General features: G+C 56.9%; 11 protein-coding genes. 6 read left to right on the forward strand and 5 right to left on the reverse strand.

The genetic code is table 11. The annotated features are described in order from the left end of the window. Positions 1 to 12: 12 nt before the first annotated feature. Positions 13 to 525, forward strand: coding sequence for a glycine cleavage system protein H (locus tag RISK_RS23540; protein ID WP_047816783.1), 513 nt, complete (start codon positions 13 to 15; stop codon positions 523 to 525). Positions 526 to 727: 202 nt separating this feature from the next. Here RISK_RS23540 and RISK_RS23545 read toward each other — a convergent pair whose 3' ends face one another. From RISK_RS23545 to RISK_RS23555, 3 genes are read right to left on the reverse strand one after another with little or no spacing between them, the layout of a single operon-like run. Then, positions 728 to 2,926 (reverse strand): sialate O-acetylesterase, encoded by a 2,199-nt coding sequence (locus RISK_RS23545; RefSeq protein WP_047816784.1) that lies wholly within the window; start codon positions 2,924 to 2,926, stop codon positions 728 to 730. A 45-nt stretch (positions 2,927 to 2,971) separates the two neighbouring features. After that, on the reverse strand, positions 2,972 to 3,829 hold the full coding sequence (locus RISK_RS23550; protein ID WP_047816785.1) for an SDR family NAD(P)-dependent oxidoreductase: 858 nt from the start codon (positions 3,827 to 3,829) through the stop codon (positions 2,972 to 2,974). Beyond that, positions 3,826 to 4,884 (reverse strand): DUF6807 domain-containing protein, encoded by a 1,059-nt coding sequence (locus RISK_RS23555; protein ID WP_236696622.1) that lies wholly within the window; start codon positions 4,882 to 4,884, stop codon positions 3,826 to 3,828. The genes RISK_RS23550 and RISK_RS23555 overlap by 4 nt, the downstream gene beginning before the upstream one ends. Before the next feature lie 238 nt (positions 4,885 to 5,122). On the opposite strand from RISK_RS23555, the gene RISK_RS23560 reads away from it, so the two are divergent. The 4 genes from RISK_RS23560 (at position 5,123) to RISK_RS23575 (ending at position 10,947) form a co-directional block, all read left to right on the forward strand. Further along, on the forward strand, positions 5,123 to 7,120 hold the full coding sequence (locus RISK_RS23560) for a DUF1549 and DUF1553 domain-containing protein (RefSeq protein ID WP_047816805.1): 1,998 nt from the start codon (positions 5,123 to 5,125) through the stop codon (positions 7,118 to 7,120). Between the two features lie 101 nt (positions 7,121 to 7,221). After that, positions 7,222 to 8,529 carry a DUF1501 domain-containing protein gene (locus RISK_RS23565; protein ID WP_047816787.1) on the forward strand — a complete coding sequence of 436 codons (1,308 nt, stop codon included), beginning with the start codon at positions 7,222 to 7,224 and terminating at the stop codon, positions 8,527 to 8,529. Positions 8,530 to 8,541: 12 nt separating this feature from the next. Further along, the gene (locus RISK_RS23570; RefSeq protein WP_047816788.1) at positions 8,542 to 9,603 is read left to right on the forward strand and encodes a DMT family transporter; all 1,062 of its coding nucleotides are present in this window, start codon (positions 8,542 to 8,544) and stop codon (positions 9,601 to 9,603) included. 546 nt (positions 9,604 to 10,149) lie between these two features. After that, positions 10,150 to 10,947: a hypothetical protein gene (locus tag RISK_RS23575; protein ID WP_236696624.1), complete on the forward strand. Its 798-nt coding sequence runs from the start codon at positions 10,150 to 10,152 to the stop codon at positions 10,945 to 10,947. Positions 10,948 to 11,360: 413 nt separating this feature from the next. On the opposite strand, the gene RISK_RS23580 is transcribed toward RISK_RS23575, so the two are convergent. Beyond that, the gene (locus RISK_RS23580; protein ID WP_047816789.1) at positions 11,361 to 12,794 is read right to left on the reverse strand and encodes a sulfatase-like hydrolase/transferase; all 1,434 of its coding nucleotides are present in this window, start codon (positions 12,792 to 12,794) and stop codon (positions 11,361 to 11,363) included. A gap of 84 nt (positions 12,795 to 12,878) precedes the next feature. Next, the gene (locus RISK_RS23585) at positions 12,879 to 14,552 is read right to left on the reverse strand and encodes a sigma-70 family RNA polymerase sigma factor (RefSeq protein ID WP_047816790.1); all 1,674 of its coding nucleotides are present in this window, start codon (positions 14,550 to 14,552) and stop codon (positions 12,879 to 12,881) included. Between the two features lie 763 nt (positions 14,553 to 15,315). Between RISK_RS23585 and RISK_RS23590 the strand changes: the two genes are divergently transcribed. Next, positions 15,316 to 16,929, forward strand: a complete 1,614-nt coding sequence (locus RISK_RS23590) for a hypothetical protein (protein ID WP_047816791.1) — start codon at positions 15,316 to 15,318, stop codon at positions 16,927 to 16,929. The last annotated feature ends 5 nt before the right edge of the window (positions 16,930 to 16,934 follow it).

Here is a 16,934-nt window from a genome sequence, read left to right on the forward strand (position 1 = left end):
AGCTTGATCAAGATGAACGATTCAGATTCCACTCTCGGTGAGCAGTTCCAATTCGCAATGGGCGAGTTTGAGGCCTCGTTCCCCAAGAGCTATCACTACGCGAAAAATCACATGTGGGCGACGCCATCGCCGGACCAGTCCGCTGCCAGTGGCAGCGAGCAATGCGTCTGGCGGTTCGGGTTGTCAGCGTACGCGGTGCGTCTGCTGCAAGACGTCTACTTTCTGGATTGGATCGTGGAACCGGGAACGCCTTTGTCGGCCCGCAAAACGATCGGATCGATTGAGAGCAAGAAGGCGGAAAGCGATCTGTTCTCACCGATCGCAGGTGAGCTGATTGCGATCAACGACAACGCCTTGGACGAGCCTTCTGTCATCAACGCATCGCCCTACGTCGACGGATGGCTGATCGAAATTCGCGGCAACGCCTCGGAAGAAAACCTGTTGTCCTCTGACGTCTACGCCGAGCATCTCAATGAGGCTTGGGAAGTCGCTCAGCGAACCATCAAAGGCCAAGCCAATCACTGAGGAACCATTCGGAAACAACTTCGGGATTTCAAAAGATAGCGGAAGGGCGCGAGCCCTCCGGTGACACACCGGGCGGCTCGCGCCGCTCCGCTACAGCCTAATTCCGAACGGTTCCTGAGCTGGCCTGATCGGTCGCGCATCGCCCCCGTTCGATGGTCCGCAAGCATTCCAGCGGGCGGGGGGCCAAAGTTGCCTTCGGCGGTCACTTCACGGGACGGACCAAGACCTGCAACTTCTTGTTGTCGTACTGAGCCGCGTTGCTGGCGAAGGTCCAATCGGTGTGCTCACCCGAGTGATTGCCAATTCCGAGATCGGCGTCCCGTCCTCGCTTCCAATTGTTGAGTGCAAAGACGGTTTCGCGGGCGCCCACGTTGTGGACTTGCATGCAGCCGTAACCATCCGCGGGCGGCCCGGGTTGGTCACCAAAGTCGAAGGCCGTGCCAGATGCTCCGGGGACTTTCGCGTCATTGCTGGGGCTGTAATTGTTGGGCCAAAACTCAATCCGTCCGGTTGAGACACCGGTTCCGTTGGACACGCTGGCATCACTGCAATGGACATTCATCGACTCGACCGCTTGCTGGAAAGTCGCTTTCGATTCGACCGTGGGGATGGCCAGTTTCTCGATGTCGTCGGTGAACGCATCCATGCTGACGAAGACCGATTTGATGTTGCCGCTGGCATCTTCCAGAGAGACCAAGTAGGCGACGCGATCGAACTTGAAAATGTCAGCGTGGCGGTCAATGTCATACTGAATGGAAGCTCCCAGTTTGTTCAGGTCCAGTTCGTAGACCAATTCGTAGTCGTCCGCACCGGGAATCGTCTGGGCAAACGAGGGGACTTTGCCAGCTCGAAAGGCGGACACGGGCAAACCGGTCGCACCGCGAAGGTTGGGCTCGGCGAGTTTGTCCCAGGCGAATCGCATGGCGACGGGATGCTGGACCTTGGGGGATGACAGAACGATCTCGTTCCCTTCGATCTTGGCCGTTGCTGTTTGGAATCCACCTGAATTTGGACCGATGATTTCAAACCAATTGGGCGATTGGTCGTCGCTGGTTTTCAAATCACCGCCGACGTTCTTGAAACGCAATCGAAGCTGGCTGCCCTCGGGTTGCATGGATTCCAGTTCCGGACTGTGTGCGACCAAGTCCGTCTTTCCATAGTCATGACGCAGCGCCAGGTCAGCCAAGCGTTTGCCGACGTCTTGCTTGTTGGGTGGGTGAATGTTGTCCAGTGTGGCGATGTCGTTGGTGACCACCATCGCGGTGTTGGGGATGGTTTGTGACGCTGTTTGAGCTTCCCAGAACTTGGCCAGGACCGGGCCTGCTTCATCACCATATTGATAGGGGGCGATCTGCACAAAGTAAAATGGAAAAGGGCCCTGGTTCCACTTCGCTCGCCAGCCTTCGATCAACGCTTGCATTTTTGCCTTGTACAGCATTCCATCGCCCCGATTGGCTTCGCCTTGGTACCAGATCGCACCTCGAATGGGCATTTGAATCAGTGGATGAATCATGCCGTTGTAGAGCGTTGTTGGCTGGCCGTGCGATGTGAACGGCGCCAATGAACTGGGGTATTCGGGGGCGGGTTCGAGGAACGAATCATTTGCCAACGCTTGCTCCGCTTTCGCGATCCACGCCTTGGTTGATTTCAAGTGGTTTTGCAACGCCGATTCATAGGCGTCGGTTCCCGGTGTTCGCTGAGTGACCGAGTCCGAGATCTCTTTCAGCTCTTTGATTCCTTGGAACCCGACTGGTGGGGTCCAAGGTTCAATGCGAGTGCCGCCCCAAGACGAATTGACCAAACCGATGGGAACGTTCAGTTCTTGATGCAGTCGTCGAGCCATGAAGTACCCGGCGGCGGTGAATTGGCCGGCGGTCTCGGGAGAGCAGACCTGCCACGGTGCCAGCACATCGTCCTGGGCGAATGGCGATGGAACGCGAGGCACTTTCATGTGCCGGATTTGCGGGAAGTTTGCCGCAGCGATTTCCTCGGCCGCGTTGACGCTGGATTGGACTCGCCATTCCATGTTGGACTGGCCCGAGCACAACCAGACTTCGCCGATCAAAATGTCTTGGAGCTCAATTTCGTTGTTGCCGGTCACCTTGATCTCAACCGGATCGGCACTCGCCGAGCGACTGGGAAGTTCGACCACCCAGTGCCCTTCTGCGTCGGCTTGCGTGCTGGCCTGGTCGTCACCGATCGTGACTTGGACCTTTTCCGAAGGTTCTGCCCAACCCCAAACACGGATCGGTTTTTCTTGTTGCAGGACCATATGGTCGCTGAAGAAGCCGGGCAGTTTGACATCGCCGCGAACAAGACTTGGATGCAAGGCACCCACGGAACTGCAAAGGAACAGAGCCGCGAACAACACGCGGTGAAAGCGGAATCGAGGGTCAGACATGGTGCGTGACTTCGGTGGGAAGGAGAGGAAGGAAGGGATCGCGGATCAATGATCGGCGGGAAGGTCCGGTTGTTGCCACGCACTCATGCCGCCATCAACCAGCAGCGTTTGTCCGTGAACATGTTCTGCCACATCGCTGAGCAGAAAGATGGCGGCTCCCACACAGGCGTCCGCGGAGGGGATCGTGCCGTTGGGCGTGTGCAACTGCATCCAGGATTCGATCGAAGTGTCGTGATTGACGACGTCGGTCAGCTGCGTTCGAACTAATCCTGGAGCCATCGAGTTGACGCGAATCCGGTGGGGAGCCAGCGAAACGCAGAGGGAACGCACCATCGCAGCGACGGCACCTTTGGACGTGTCATACGCGGTGTGATCGGGTTCGGCCAAGAAACCATTGATCGAACCGGTGAACAGGACTCGTCCGGCGACCTGGTTCGCCACCCAGCGTTTCGCGAAGGCCTGGGTCAGGAAGTACCCTGCCCCGACGTTCAAGTTCATCGTGGTTTGATAGCGTTCCGCGGTCATCTCGAGAAAGGGTGTGTCGATGAAGGTGCCCGCGTTGTTGATGAGCGTGTCCACACCGGGCAGCACGTCATCGATTTGTTGCAGCAACCCGTCGACCCAAGATTCGGCGGGTGCCGATAGATCACACAGGATCAACTCCGCACGCTGACCGTTTTCACGGCAGGCGACCAAGGTGGCTTCCGCAGCGGGATCATGCTGGAGGCCGATCAAGACAACGTCCGCGCCCACGCTGGTCAGGCCGCGCGCGATCGCGCCGCCGACACCTTGGGTGCCGCCGGTGACAACAACACGGCGCCCATCCAATCGGAAACCCTGGGGATGAAACGCCTTGGGAGATGCCGGCGATGACTCACCGGAGGGAACTTGTGACGCGTTCAAAACGATGGTTCGGTCTTGGAGTAGTCGGCAAAATGCTGCGCCGATTTTTCTCGATCAAAGCCGTCATCATGCAACACGATTCGGAAGTGAAGGTCGAGGTGCTCTCCCTCGGCGATCTTGACGCCCTCGTATTCGGGTTGGCCAAAGTGTTGGCGTCCGAATGGGTTGGCTGCGAACAATCCATACGTGCGAACGTGCCAGTAGCACTCCGGAAGTGGGTTCTCTGGATGATAAAACATCGTGATGCCAGCGGTGGGCCAGTCGGTTGGCTCGTCTGAATCGGCTTGCTGAATCGGGCCGCTGTAGTCGACCCACGACGATTTTTTGCCCCATGCCGTGCCGTCCTTCAGGCCTTCCGCGTTTTGTGCGGTTCCGCCCAGTTTCGAGTCGACCTTCATCGATCCTGCGACGCGAACTCCTAGCGTGCCTTCTTTGGTGTCACCGAGGACAACGTCGCCATCGGTGGCCTTCAGTCGGACGTCCAGGTCGATGACGGTGTCACCCTGTGATTCGGTGAATGTCCATCGGCGCTGATCGCTCAAGACGCGTTTGCCGTCTTTGTCGTTCCAGTCGTTGGTCGTGTTCAGGGTGACGCCGTCTTCGCTTTCGTCTTTCGTGAGCGATGTTTGGACGATGTATCCGGTGTGGGGCGTGGGTTTGTCCAACCAGAAGTCGAACTCGTTGACGATCCCGTGGGTGAACCACAGCGAACGGTGGTGATGGTGGTCGTCCTTTTCGTACTGGCCCTTCTCCTCCATCGGGTAGTCGCGAGTCAGCGGCAATCCCGAGGGCGAATGCAACGGGTAAAGTCCTGGGGTACCGAGCAGACTGGAATGGTGACGGGCGATCAACTTTCCACCCCGATAAATCTCCACATCCAGTTGTTTCGAATCCTTCTCATCGGAAGCGACCGTTTTGGTTTCCCAGTTCGCTGTGGCTTCGGCAGCCTCAGGAGGTGCGGCCGTGGCCGATGAAGCCATCGAGCATGCTGCGATGGCAACGCAGGCATGCTGTGTGAGTTGGCGAAGGAACCGGCGAAAACGCAGAGGATTCATCAAGGTGGGTCCGTTTGGGTTCATAGTCAGTGGGGATGCGTTTGAACGAGAGGTCGCAATCGTTGTCCGAAGTGATCTCGACGCCAAGGGCATCGGGAGCCTCTTCGGTTTGTTGCGCAACCACTCGTTGCGGAGGTGGGACTGGGAGGGGGGGAGTGAAAATCAGCGGGCGATCTGAGCGTTTGATTGGCCAGTTGCTCCTGAGTCGATGGACTATGATAGAGGGGGACGGAGCATGATGCCATCTTTTCTGAGTTCTGGTTTTTTCGGAGTCGACGCGATGTGTCACCGAGGCGGTTCGAAGCGTTTGATTGGGATGGTTTTGTTGCTGGTTTTCTTGGGGGGACCCAACCTGTTCGCCCAGCGAGCCAACCAGCGAAACGTCAAAAAGTCAAACGCGAAAACGAAGATTCGCCTTCCCGAAAGCGTCCGCACGAAGAAGCCAGTGGACATGGACGTCGCTCCCGTCCGCCAATCCAGTCGCCCAGAAATTCGCTACGCAGCGAACGAGCTGGATACCTTCATCGAACGAGAATTGTTGGCCGAGGGCATCACACCACAAGAACTGGCCAGCGACGAAGTCTTTCTGCGACGCGTTTACCTGGACGTCGCCGGACGCATTCCCACTCTGGAAGAAGCCAATCGGTTCCTCGAATCCAAATCCAGCGATCGACGGGAAGAGCTGATCGACCAGTTGCTCTCCAGCCCCGACTACGTCAGTCATTCGTACAACTGGTGGGCGGACACATTGCGATTGGTCGATCGCCCTCAGCCAAACTTGGTCGCGGATCCCTACAACGGATACGTCAAGGAATCCATCGCCGAGAACAAACCCTACGACCAGTGGGTTTACGAGATGCTGACAGCGGACGGCAAAGTTTGGGACAACCCCGCGACCGGGTTTCAGCTTCGTGATGATGGGATGCCGCTGCCTTACATCGACAACACCGTGCGAGTTTTTCTGGGAACTCAAATCGGATGCGCTCAGTGCCACGACCATCCGTTTGATGAGTGGTCGCAGTATCAGTTCTACCAACTAGCAGCATTCACCGCGGGAACCAGCACTCGGATGCGAAAGGGCGATCCCGGATTCGAGAAAACCAATCCCGCGAACGCGCTCATCAACGAAGGCAAAAAACGCTACGACAAAGGACGCGTTCCCGGCGAGTTTCAACGCATCGCCCGAGCGAACACCTACATCGTCAGTGAGCGACCGCGACGTCTGCGATTGCCGCATGACTACGCCTATCGCGATGCCAAGCCGAAGGACTTTGTTGAGCCCAAGGTGCTCTGGGGGGAAATCCCAACTTCTGCGGCCAAGGCAACGCCGCGTGAGCAGTTCGCCGCGTGGATGACCAGTCCCGAAAATCCTCGGTTCAGTCAAACGATCGTGAACCGACTTTGGAAGCGTTTGATGGGCGTCGGCTTCGTCGATCCTGTGGATGACATTCGGGACGAGAATCCATGTGTCAATGAAGCCGCGATGGAGCACCTGTGCAAAGAATTGATCCGACGTGGATTTGACCTGAAAGAACTGACCCGCATTGTCCTCTACAGCCAAACCTATCAGCGGCAAGCGGTCGATTTCGACATCACCGATGGTGAGCTCTACTACTTCCCCGGCCCCACCGTCCGGCGGATGACAGCGGAACAAGTCTGGGATTCGATTCTGACGCTAGCCGTGGACAACCCCTGGCCTTTCCAACGTCCCACCGCCGCAGAAATGAAGCCTGTGATGGACCTGGATTTTTCCAAGGTGGATTTTGCGGAGGTCCAGCGACGCTCCGCCAAGTTCAAGGAAACCTATTTCGCGGGCGTCTACAAACGCAATCTCAACCAGCACGCCTACCAGCGCAACGTGTTGTGCCGGGCCAGTGAATTGCCTTCGCCACTGCCAGCGGATCATTTCTTGCGTCAATTTGGTCAAGGTGATCGAGAGGTCATCAATGGGGCCCAAGACGACGCCACCGTGCCGCAGATCCTGGCAATGTTCAATGGCCCGATCACCCACGTGATGTTGGAACCCGGTTCGGCTTTGGTCGACAGCGTCCTCGAAGTGAACAACGTCAAGAAACGAATCGATGCGATTTTCCTGAGCGTGTTGACTCGCAAACCATCGACGGAAGATCGCGTCCTCGCATCGCGTGAACTTTCCAGTCAGAACCAAACCGGTGTCGGCTACGGCAACATCATCTGGGCTCTGCTGAACACACGAGAGTTCTTGTTCATCCAGTGACCGACAGTGCCCTTGTTGGGTGCGTCGTCGATTGACATCGCATCCTCCCTTCTCATCTCACTCATCGCCCGCGTTGCGGTTCACCCCCACGAGACCGAATCATGGCCGGAATTGAATTCACCCTGGAAGATCGACGACGATTCATCAGCCGGTTGGCGAAACAAACACTCGGCGTGTCATTCGCTGGTGGAATGCTAGGCGGGCCGTGGTGGGATGAGTTGTCGCCCAGCAGCCGTGCTCTTGCAGAGTCGGCCTCTGCCAAGAAAGCCAAGCACATCATCTATCTGTTCATGGATGGTGCGATGTCGCATTTGGACACGTTTGATCCCAAGGTTGGTGTCGAAGAAGCTGGCGAAACCAAGCCCATCGCGACTCGAGTGCCCGGCATCCAGTTCGGGGATCGTTTTCCAAAACTTTCGTACCTCGCGGGAGCCATCGCGACCGTTCGATCACTGTCCACCGAAACCGGCGCACACGAACAAGGTCGGTACCTGATGCGGACTGCCTACAAGCAAATCAACTCCATTCAGCATCCCGGCATGGGGGCCTGGATGGTGGACCGGCAAGGTCGTGAGAACAAAGAGTTGCCGGGCAATTTCTTGATCGGCAGTGGCAACCGGCATCCTGGTGCTGGTTTTTTGCCGCCGGCATTGTCGCCCGTTCCGATTGCCAATGCCAATTCGGGTTTGCAGAACATCAAGTTGCCGAAGTACTTGGATGAAAAACTGTTCTATCGCCGATTGGCGCTCGCCAATCGATTCGACAAGTCGTTTCAGTCGCAGCGGAAGAACAACGATGTCGAAGCCTACAACCAGCTCTACTTGGAAACTCGCAAGCTCATGGGAAGCGAGCATTTGAAAGTGTTCGACTTGAACGAAGAGGATGCCAAGATTCGTGACGCCTATGGTCGCAACTCGTTCGGCCAAGGTTGCTTGCTTGCACGCCGTTTAGTGGAATCGGGAGCCCGGTTTGTTGAAGTCAACTTCGGTGGCTGGGATATGCACCAAGACCTCTATTCGCGTCTGGACGAGAAGGCGACTCAGGTCGATGACGGGATGGGGTTCTTGCTCCGTGATTTGCACTCGAAGGGATTGCTCGACGAGACACTGGTGGTTTTGACAACCGAATTTGGCCGCAAGCCGAAGCTGAATGCGAACGCGGGCCGTGATCACCACCCGGGGGTGTTCTGCAGTTTGCTGGCGGGAGCCGGGATCAAGGGTGGGCAAGTCCTGGGGGCTTCGGATAAACACGGCAGCTATGTCGATGAGTATCCGGTCAGCGTTTCGTCGTTCAACAAGACCATCGCTGCGGCGGCAGGGTTGCCGCTGGACGAGGAGTTCTTCGCGCCCAACGGACGTCCCTTTAAGATCGGGGGCGACGACGATCCCATCCCCGAACTTCTTGCCTGATGTCAGCTTCCCTTGTCAGAATCAGCCCAATTGGTTTCGCATCGTCGTGCTGTTCTGGCGTTGGTCGTGGTCAACGTTTTGTGGGGATCCTCGTTCCCCTTCATCAAGGCGTTGAATCTGCTCGCTGACGAGCACTTTGGTGTGGATGAACACACGGCCTCGGGGGCGTTCCGTGCCGCGGCATCGGCATGGATGACCGGATTGCGATTCGCGTTGGCTTTTTTGATGTTCGCGGTCTGTTGCAGCGGGGTGCTTCGACGTGTTCGGTGGCCGCACTTTCTGGCCGGAATCGCAATCGGGTGTTTGTTCGTCGTCGGCATGGTCTTGCAGGTATCCGGACTGTCGACCATTCCCGCGTCTCGCAGTGGATTCTTGACCAGCCTCGCGGTGGTGTGGACGCCCATTCTTGCGACGCTCTTTGAACGACAACGGCCACGACCAATCGTGCTGCTTGCCGGGGGCGTGTCCCTGATCGGCGTGGCGATACTGACCGGGTTGCTCCAGTGGGCCGACGGCGGCCTGCGTTTCGCACCCGATGGACTGGGGCAGTGGAAAGCTGGTGACACGTTGACGCTGCTCGCCGTGTTGTTTTTCAGCGGCCAGATTGTCGCTGTCGATTGGTTTGGAAAACGGCTGGATTCGCTCGCGTTCACACCATCGATGTTCGGAACCACCGCCGTGTTGGCGTTGCTGTTCTTTGCCCTGATTCAACCCAGCATTCCAGAGGTTGCAGCAAGCGATTCAGGCAACTCTGGTTGGTACGCGTTGACGATCCAGCCCCGGTTCTATGGGCTGATCGTGTTGCTTTCGATCTTCCCGTCTTTGGTCGCATTTTCGCTGATGAATCGATTTCAACCCAGCGTGTCTCCGACGCAGGCATCGGTGCTCTACACCCTGGAACCACTGATGGCGTCCACCTGGGCCATGTTCATTCCCGGACTGCTTAGCGTTTGGTGTGCCGTTGAGTACGCAAACGAGAGGTTGACCTTCGAATTGATACTCGGCGGAACCATCCTGATCCTCGCCAACCTGCTGGCCCTCCGGCCAGCCAAGAACGCGCAAGCCGATTGCTGAAATGGCGACGCCAGTCGCGGGCGAGTTAGATCAAGAACGCGCGAAATGTGCGTCCGTCTTTCCCTTGCCAGTCCACATTTCACAACCCACCCACGAGTAGGCCGGATCAATCCGCTTCGGCGCCGCTCCAGCAAATGCCCGATGCCCACCGGCGGATGTTGCCACCCACTTGAGAGGCATCCTCGGCATTTCCAACCCTAAAAGGTGTCAGGTACCTTTTTGGGGGACTGGGGGATTTGCTTCGTTGATGGTGTCGTCGCGTGATGCGATTGAGGCAGCATTTTCCTGGGTGGAACCGCCTCCGAACCGTTTCCAGTTCAGAGGCTGCGGGAGCGGCAAATTACCTACTCTTCCAAAAAGGTACCTGACACCTTTTTTGGGCCGTGTCGGGAATTGGATAGGCATGTTGGCTGCGTGAATGAACGCACCGGCGGGGGCGAGTGTTCTTTCGCAGCCCCTTTGGATGTGTAATCTTGGTGCCCCGTCCTCGGGATAAAAGTCCTGGCGGTCACCGAACCGAACGCATCTTCTCTGCCGAAACACAACATGTCACACGAGTCAGCCGCTGCCCATGATTCAACCGAACCCAATCTCGATGCGACGAAGTTTGCCGAGGTGACATCGGGGGTCTATCGCCGCTTCGATCCGGAATCGGTTTGGATGGCATTGCGCTATGCGGTCGGGCAACAATTGTTCGATGAGAACCCGACGATCATGTTGATGTTCGTGCGAATTGCGGAAATCTATCCGGAGGCTCATGCACGATTGCAGGAAATGCGGTCCCAGGAATCCGGTCCGTTGCGTCAAGCGATTGACTTGATTGTCGATCCCCCCAACGAGCTTCGTGAAGCGAAGTACCTGCCCGATTCGATTCAGTCGCCCGGTGAGATGGATCTGTGTTGGGCGGAGTTTCTAGTGACCGGGAAAACGGAAGTCGTTGCAAAGATTGTTGCCGTGCTGGACCGAGACGACCGGACTCGTGAATTCCTCAATCAAACGCTCTCCAGCGATGCGGCTGATTTAAAATTGTCCGATGCGGAGCGTACTGAGCTTCAACAATTCGGAATTGGAATCGGGAAGTTGTCTGAAGATGCCCGTTGGGAGGTCATGACACCAGGTGATACCGATCTGTTTCTATGGCTGGCGATCAAAGACCAAAATGCAACCTGTTCGCGGATTTTGCAAGCGATGGACGAGCCACTGAAACTGCACTTGGCGAGCAAGGGAGCCGCGCTCTGGTCACTTCAGGCGAATGCGACGCAGCACGGAACGATTCGCTTGCTTTGTGAACAGGCAAGCAAGCAACCTGGTGGCTTCGGACGAAAACTCCTGGTTCCAGCCTGATCTTTCCCCCACTGCGTGCGGCGAATGCTAGCGGCCAACCACAGTCCAAAAACAATGCCTTGATCTATCCGTCGCGTCGGATCGCCGGCTGACGCCACCCACCAAACCTCGGCTCGCGAGTGCCGCTGCGTAGGGTCCATTTGTCTTGTCAGTCGGGGCCGAGATAGAGAGCACTGCCATGCCGCGGCCTCAGCGACGTGAACAGTTTGATCCCAGCGAAGTTGGGATCGGGATCCTAAAAGGTGTCAGGTACCTTTTTGGGGGACTGGGGGATTTGCTTCGTTGATGGTGTCATCGCGTGATGCGATTGAGGCAGCGTTTTTCTTGCTGGAACCGCCTCCGAACCGTTTCCAGTTCAGAGGCTGCAGGAGCGGTAAATTACCTATTCATCCAAAAAGGTACCTGACACCTTTTTAGGATCCGATGAGGGTGGCGGAGAGTTCGAGGGTGTCGCCGAGGTCTTTTTGGAGGCTTTGGAGTTGCTCGAAGAGGTGTTTGACGACCGGTTGCATGGCGGGGTTGGTGGCCAGATCGGTTTGCTCGCCGGGATCGTTTTGCATGTCAAACAGTTGCACTGTTTTGGCTTTGGGGAACACGATCAGTTTGTGCTCGGGCGTGCGAATGCTGCGTTGCAGATTCAGGTAGGCGCCGTAGATGGCTGGGTACGGTGTCACCGCTCCGTCCATCAACGGGAGCACGCTGTGGAAGTCGACGTGTTCCGGTTTCTCAATCTTTGCCAGTTCCAGCGTCGTTGGCATCACGTCTTGCAGGTAGATCGGTTCTTCCATTCGACCGCCCGCATTGACGCCGGGGCCTTTGACGAGAAACGGAACGCGGACGCTGTGGTCGTAGGGGTTCTGCTTTCCGAGAAGACCATGTTGGCCGACAGCGAGGCCGTGGTCGGCGGTGAAGAAGATCCATGTGTTGTCGGCTTTGCCGGAAGCCTCAACCGAATCGAGGATGCGGCCAATCATCGCGTCCATGTGCGTTAGCAACGCGTAGTACTCGCGACGGTGTACCCGAACGGCGTATTCGGTCCGTGGAAATGGCGCCAGACGCTCGTCCCGAAGGTTGCGGCCACATCCGATTTCTTCTGCGTAAGGGTGCAGCGGTTGGTAGTTCGCGGGGACCAAGATGTTTTCCGCAGGGTATTTGTCGAGGTATTCCTGCGGGGCTTGGCGAGGATCGTGAGTGGCATTGAAGGCCAGGTACATGAACGTGGGTTGGTCGTGCTGGGCCGCATCAGCGAAGAAGTCATCGCTGTGATTGGCGACGACTTCGCTCCAGTGCGTGCCGCCTTCCCAGAATCCGCCCCACTTCGGATCCGATGGCGACCATGGATCCGGTTGGCCTTCGATCGGGCGGTTGTAGCCTTCGGGGAAATCCTTGGGCATGCCGGCTCGGGTATCGCGAACGACGTCGAATGACTTTTCGGCGCTCGCGCGACAATGCCATTTGCCGGTCATGTAGGTGCGGTAACCGGCGGCCTTCATCATCTCGCCCCACCAGCGACCTGCTTGGCGTTCCTTTTCGGATTGGTTGTAGATTTCCTGCGCCTGCCAAACAAAGCGTCCCGAGTTCAGCATCGTGCGGCTGGCCAAGCAAACGGCACCGCTCCAGGAGCCCATGTTGTAGGCGTGATTGAACGAGGTGCCTTCGCGAGCGAGGCGGTCGAGGTTAGGGGTCTCGACCTCTTCGTTGCCAAGTTCCGCGATGGAATCGAAGCACAAGTCATCAGCGAAGATGAAGATGATGTTGGGGCGTTCGTCCGCGAAGGTTTTCGAGGAGGTGCCATTGAGAAAAAGCGTGCCCAGAAAAAGGCACGCTGCGATCACTGAGCGATTCATGAGCGACAAAAGCTAGGTGGGAAGCGGGTGGGGAAGGTTCCCAGTCTAGCTCAATGATTTTGTCTCGGGTGGGCTCGATGGAGCTCAGCTGGCACCCAATTCGACATCGATTTTGGCGTCGCGTGCTGCATCTCGCAATTTGCTCAACGCCCGAGCTTCCAGTTGACGCACGCGTTCTTTGGTCACGCCCATTTCTTCGCCGACTTCTTTCAGGGTCAATGGCTCCACACCACGCTGCAAGCCGAAGCGAGCAGAGATGATCTTTTGTTCACGTTCGTCCAGGCGGTCCAGGATACGAGCCAGCTCGCGCTGACGCTGGAGCTGAACGGTTTCTTCCAGGTACGGATCCAGACGTTCGTCTTGGTGTGCAACGAACATTTCTTCTGGAGTCGCACGGAAGCGATCACGATGTTTGAATTCGTTCGGGATGGTTCGAGCGAAGTTCTTCATGATCGCCCAGGAGGCGTAGGTGCTGAACTTATTGCCTCGCGAGTAATCGAATTTTTCCACGGCACGGATCAAGGACATGTTGCCGTCGCTGATCAATGAGAAGAAGTCTTCGGCCGATGCGACATGGCGCTTCGCGATGGAAACGACCAAACGCAAGTTCGATTGCACGATCTTGTTCTTCACCTTGACCGCTTCTTCGTACAACGATTGGATTTGATCCATCACAGCGGTGTCCATTCGGTCCGCTTCGATCAGTGATTGACGCAGTTTGTTGGCACGGTGCTTGAGGTAATTCATTTTGCGGAAGAGGTGCCCCTCTTGCTCCCGGTTCAACAACGGGACGTCGTAGAGGGCCGCCAAGTAGCTTGGCAATTCCGAGGGAGCCCGCACTTTGCGAGCGGATTCGGAAACGGGCATCTCGCCCAGGTACTCGGCTTCTCGCGAGGTGTCTTCGAAGTCTTCGTTGTAGATGTACTCCAGAGGCATCTCCAGCAGATGCTGCATCCGAACTTCGTTCAGGATCCGCTGGATGCTGGTGCGAGTGCGTTTGAAGCGTTTGCACAATTGAGGGATCGTCGCACCATGCAATTGCAGTTGGTGGATCACTCGTTTGTCTTCTTCGCTGAGTGTCTCGCGGTGATGAGGGAAGATCGCAAGTTGTCGATTCTTGGCGTCGAAGTTTTTCAGCGTGTAGCGAACCGTTTCGGGCGAACGGTGCATGATCGATGCGATTTGCTGGATGACTTCGGCAAACGTGGCTCCGCCTTCGACCAATTGCCGAGCGCGTTCGACCATCTCGGTCTTCTCATTGTCGCTCAATTGGCTGAAACGTTCGCCGCGACGGACTTTGTCTCGGTTGTTGGCAATGAAGCGATCGACGCTGCTGTTCAGGAAGCCGACTCGTTTGCGTTTGCCGAACAGGAATTTGCGGCTGACCAAGCCGGCGTCACGCCAGCGGCTGATGGTCTTGGTGGAAACGTGGAAATTGCGACTGAGATCGGCGACGGTGTGCACGTGCTCACCGGCTTCGTCCGCACTGATGTCGGCTGAATCGGAAAGGTCTTCGATCAGCAAACGCAGGTCGTGCACCAAGTCGGCCGACGCGATCGTTTGACGCAGTGAAGATTCGGGGCGGTAGTTGGTGATCCGGAAGGTGACGTAGTCCATTGAGTAATCACGATCGGGCTGAATTTCCGACAGCAATTTCTCGGCCAGCAAGGACTGCTCGACCTTCTTGGCTCGAGGGCTGAATCGAGACAGTTGATCGCGAAGTTCTTTGACAGCAATGTTTCGGTAAGACGCATGCATGATCTTGGTTTCCCAATGCCAGATTGTCCGTGCCGTTGTCCTTGCGACCCCGGCGGGTCGTCAGCACGTCAATCCAATTTGCCCGGGGGTCGCCTTATCCGTAAGACGATCGGTTTGATCGGGCAGGGAGACTTCGTTTTCAACGCCGCCCAAACGGGCTGCTCAAAAACCATCCTATTTCTCACTGCCGTCTCGTCCAGCGCGACTCCGTGCCACGCCAGTTGAAGGCATCCGAGCATCAGATCACTGAAATTCGGCTGACTTCTTGGGCTGTCCTGATTAGAGCGTGTGAGCTCACCGAGAGTTCGCTGAGATCACCGTTGATAGCGAAAAAGACGAGTTTTTCGTCTTCGATACCTCACCAAGTTCCCCTCGTTGACCCAGTGTCAAAAAGGAAGCGAACCTGCTGAAGTGCGCGGCTACCCTGCCCTGATCAGGACGAGGGACCACTAGTGAAAGTTTCAGGCCAAACGGTCCGCTCCAAGTCAAAAAAACGATTTGACTTTGCAAGTGTCCCGCAAAACGCTTGGTTTTCTCGTGCACAAAATTTTTGAGGCTACGAGCAAGTGTCCTTGTCACTGTCAAAAAAGTGCAAAGTTTACAATCAGTTTGAAACTTTGGCGGTCTCAGATTGAGAAAGGCGGCAAGAAGTGCGAGATCCGGTCAACCGCGAGAACCGGTCGAGCCGATTGAACGGATTGAGGCCGCCCATGCGAAGCGGTCGCGAGATTTTCGACTCTGCCGCCAATCCGCTGAATTGATCATGACGAATTCGACTTCTAGCTGTGTTTCTTCGAATTCTCCTTCCGCGACTCGTCGTGCGTTCCTGGCTCGCTTGCTGGCGATGGGCGGCGTGGCGGGGACGTGGGGCGCGAGTTCGATTGCTGTTGCCGCGGGGCCTGCGGAGGCCAGCGATGTGATCCTTCGCCCTCGCTTGGATCTGGGGCTGTATCGCGTTCGAATGGAAATGGACGTCAAGGGGAATGTCAATTTGACCAAGGACCCGTTGCTGGCTCGTGGCAATGACTCGAGCGCGAAGCAGCAGTTGCCGATCACCGCGAAAATCGCCTTGGATTACGAGGAGCGTTTGTTGCGGCCGCGAAACGCGGACATGGAATCGCCGATCATCGCGGCGGAGCGTCATTACCACACGGCGGAGGGTGTCAGCCGGTTGAGCCGCTTGGACCAAACCTCGCAATTGCGAGACAATTTGGGCTCGATTGTGGCTCGCCGTGACACATTGCCAGAGGCGATTTATTCGACCAGCGACTACCTGAACCATGACGAGCTGGATCTTCTCCGGACGCCCATTGCGAGCGTCGCGCTCGACCATCTTTTGCCGACCCAAACGTTGACGGTGGGCGAGAAAGTGGCGCTCGATTCGAACGATTTGGCTTCCGCGTTCAACCTCAGTGGTGTGGCGGCGAGCGACGTTGAAATCAGTTTGGTTTCCAATGATGCCAGCAACGCGAAATTGCAGTTTCAGGGCAAGCTGGATGGATTTGTCAGTGGGGTGCCAACGCAGTTGCGGGTGCTCGGCAAACTGACCTTCCAGCATTCGGTGAGAACGGTCACTTGGGCCGCGGTCGCGATTCACGAGACTCGCGAAATCGGGATGGCGGAACCCGGGTTCGATGTCACAGCGACGATTCGGATGATCCGCAAGCCGCTGGAAACGCCTCAGGCATTGCCACGCACAGCGGTTGCCGTCGATTTCGATTCTCCGCCGCCATCGGAGCGGATGCTGATGGCGATTGACTGCGAGAAAATTGGTGTTTCGGCGCTGCTGGACCGCCGGTGGCGGATCATGCAGGATGGTGCCGGGCAGGCCATTCTGCGGATGATCGAGAACGAACAGAGCATCGCCCAGTGCAACCTGAGGTCCTTGCCAAGTTTCTCGGAAGGCAAGCAGTTGACGCTGGAAGCATTCGAAGCGGATGTGCAACGAACGCTGGGCAAGCAGCTCGATCAGTTGATGCGATCCGAGGAGCAGTTGGCTGATTCGGGATTGCGAGTGTTGCATGTCACGGCCACGGGCGAAGTCGAGGGCATTCCGATTCAGTGGATCATGATGCACTTCAGCGATGATACCGGACGCCGCGTCCAAGCGACCCTGACGATGGATGGTGAAAGCGTGACTCGGTTGGACGGCTCGGATGTCCAATTGGCCGCTTCGCTGCAGTGGTCAGGACCTGGGGTCACCGGTGGCGAAGAAATCGACGTCGACTCGGCAGAAAAATCCGGCTTGGACGGCACGGAAACAGCTTCCTCGGCCGGTCAGCAATTAAGATTGGAGGCAGCTGACGTGGTCGACCCGAGCAAAACTGGCCCGGAACACGTCATCTCAGCCAGTGATCTTCCCACGACCAAGCGTTAACGACG

It is taken from the genome of Rhodopirellula islandica (genome assembly GCF_001027925.1).
In the GTDB taxonomy this organism is placed as follows: Bacteria; Planctomycetota; Planctomycetia; order Pirellulales; family Pirellulaceae; genus Rhodopirellula; species Rhodopirellula islandica.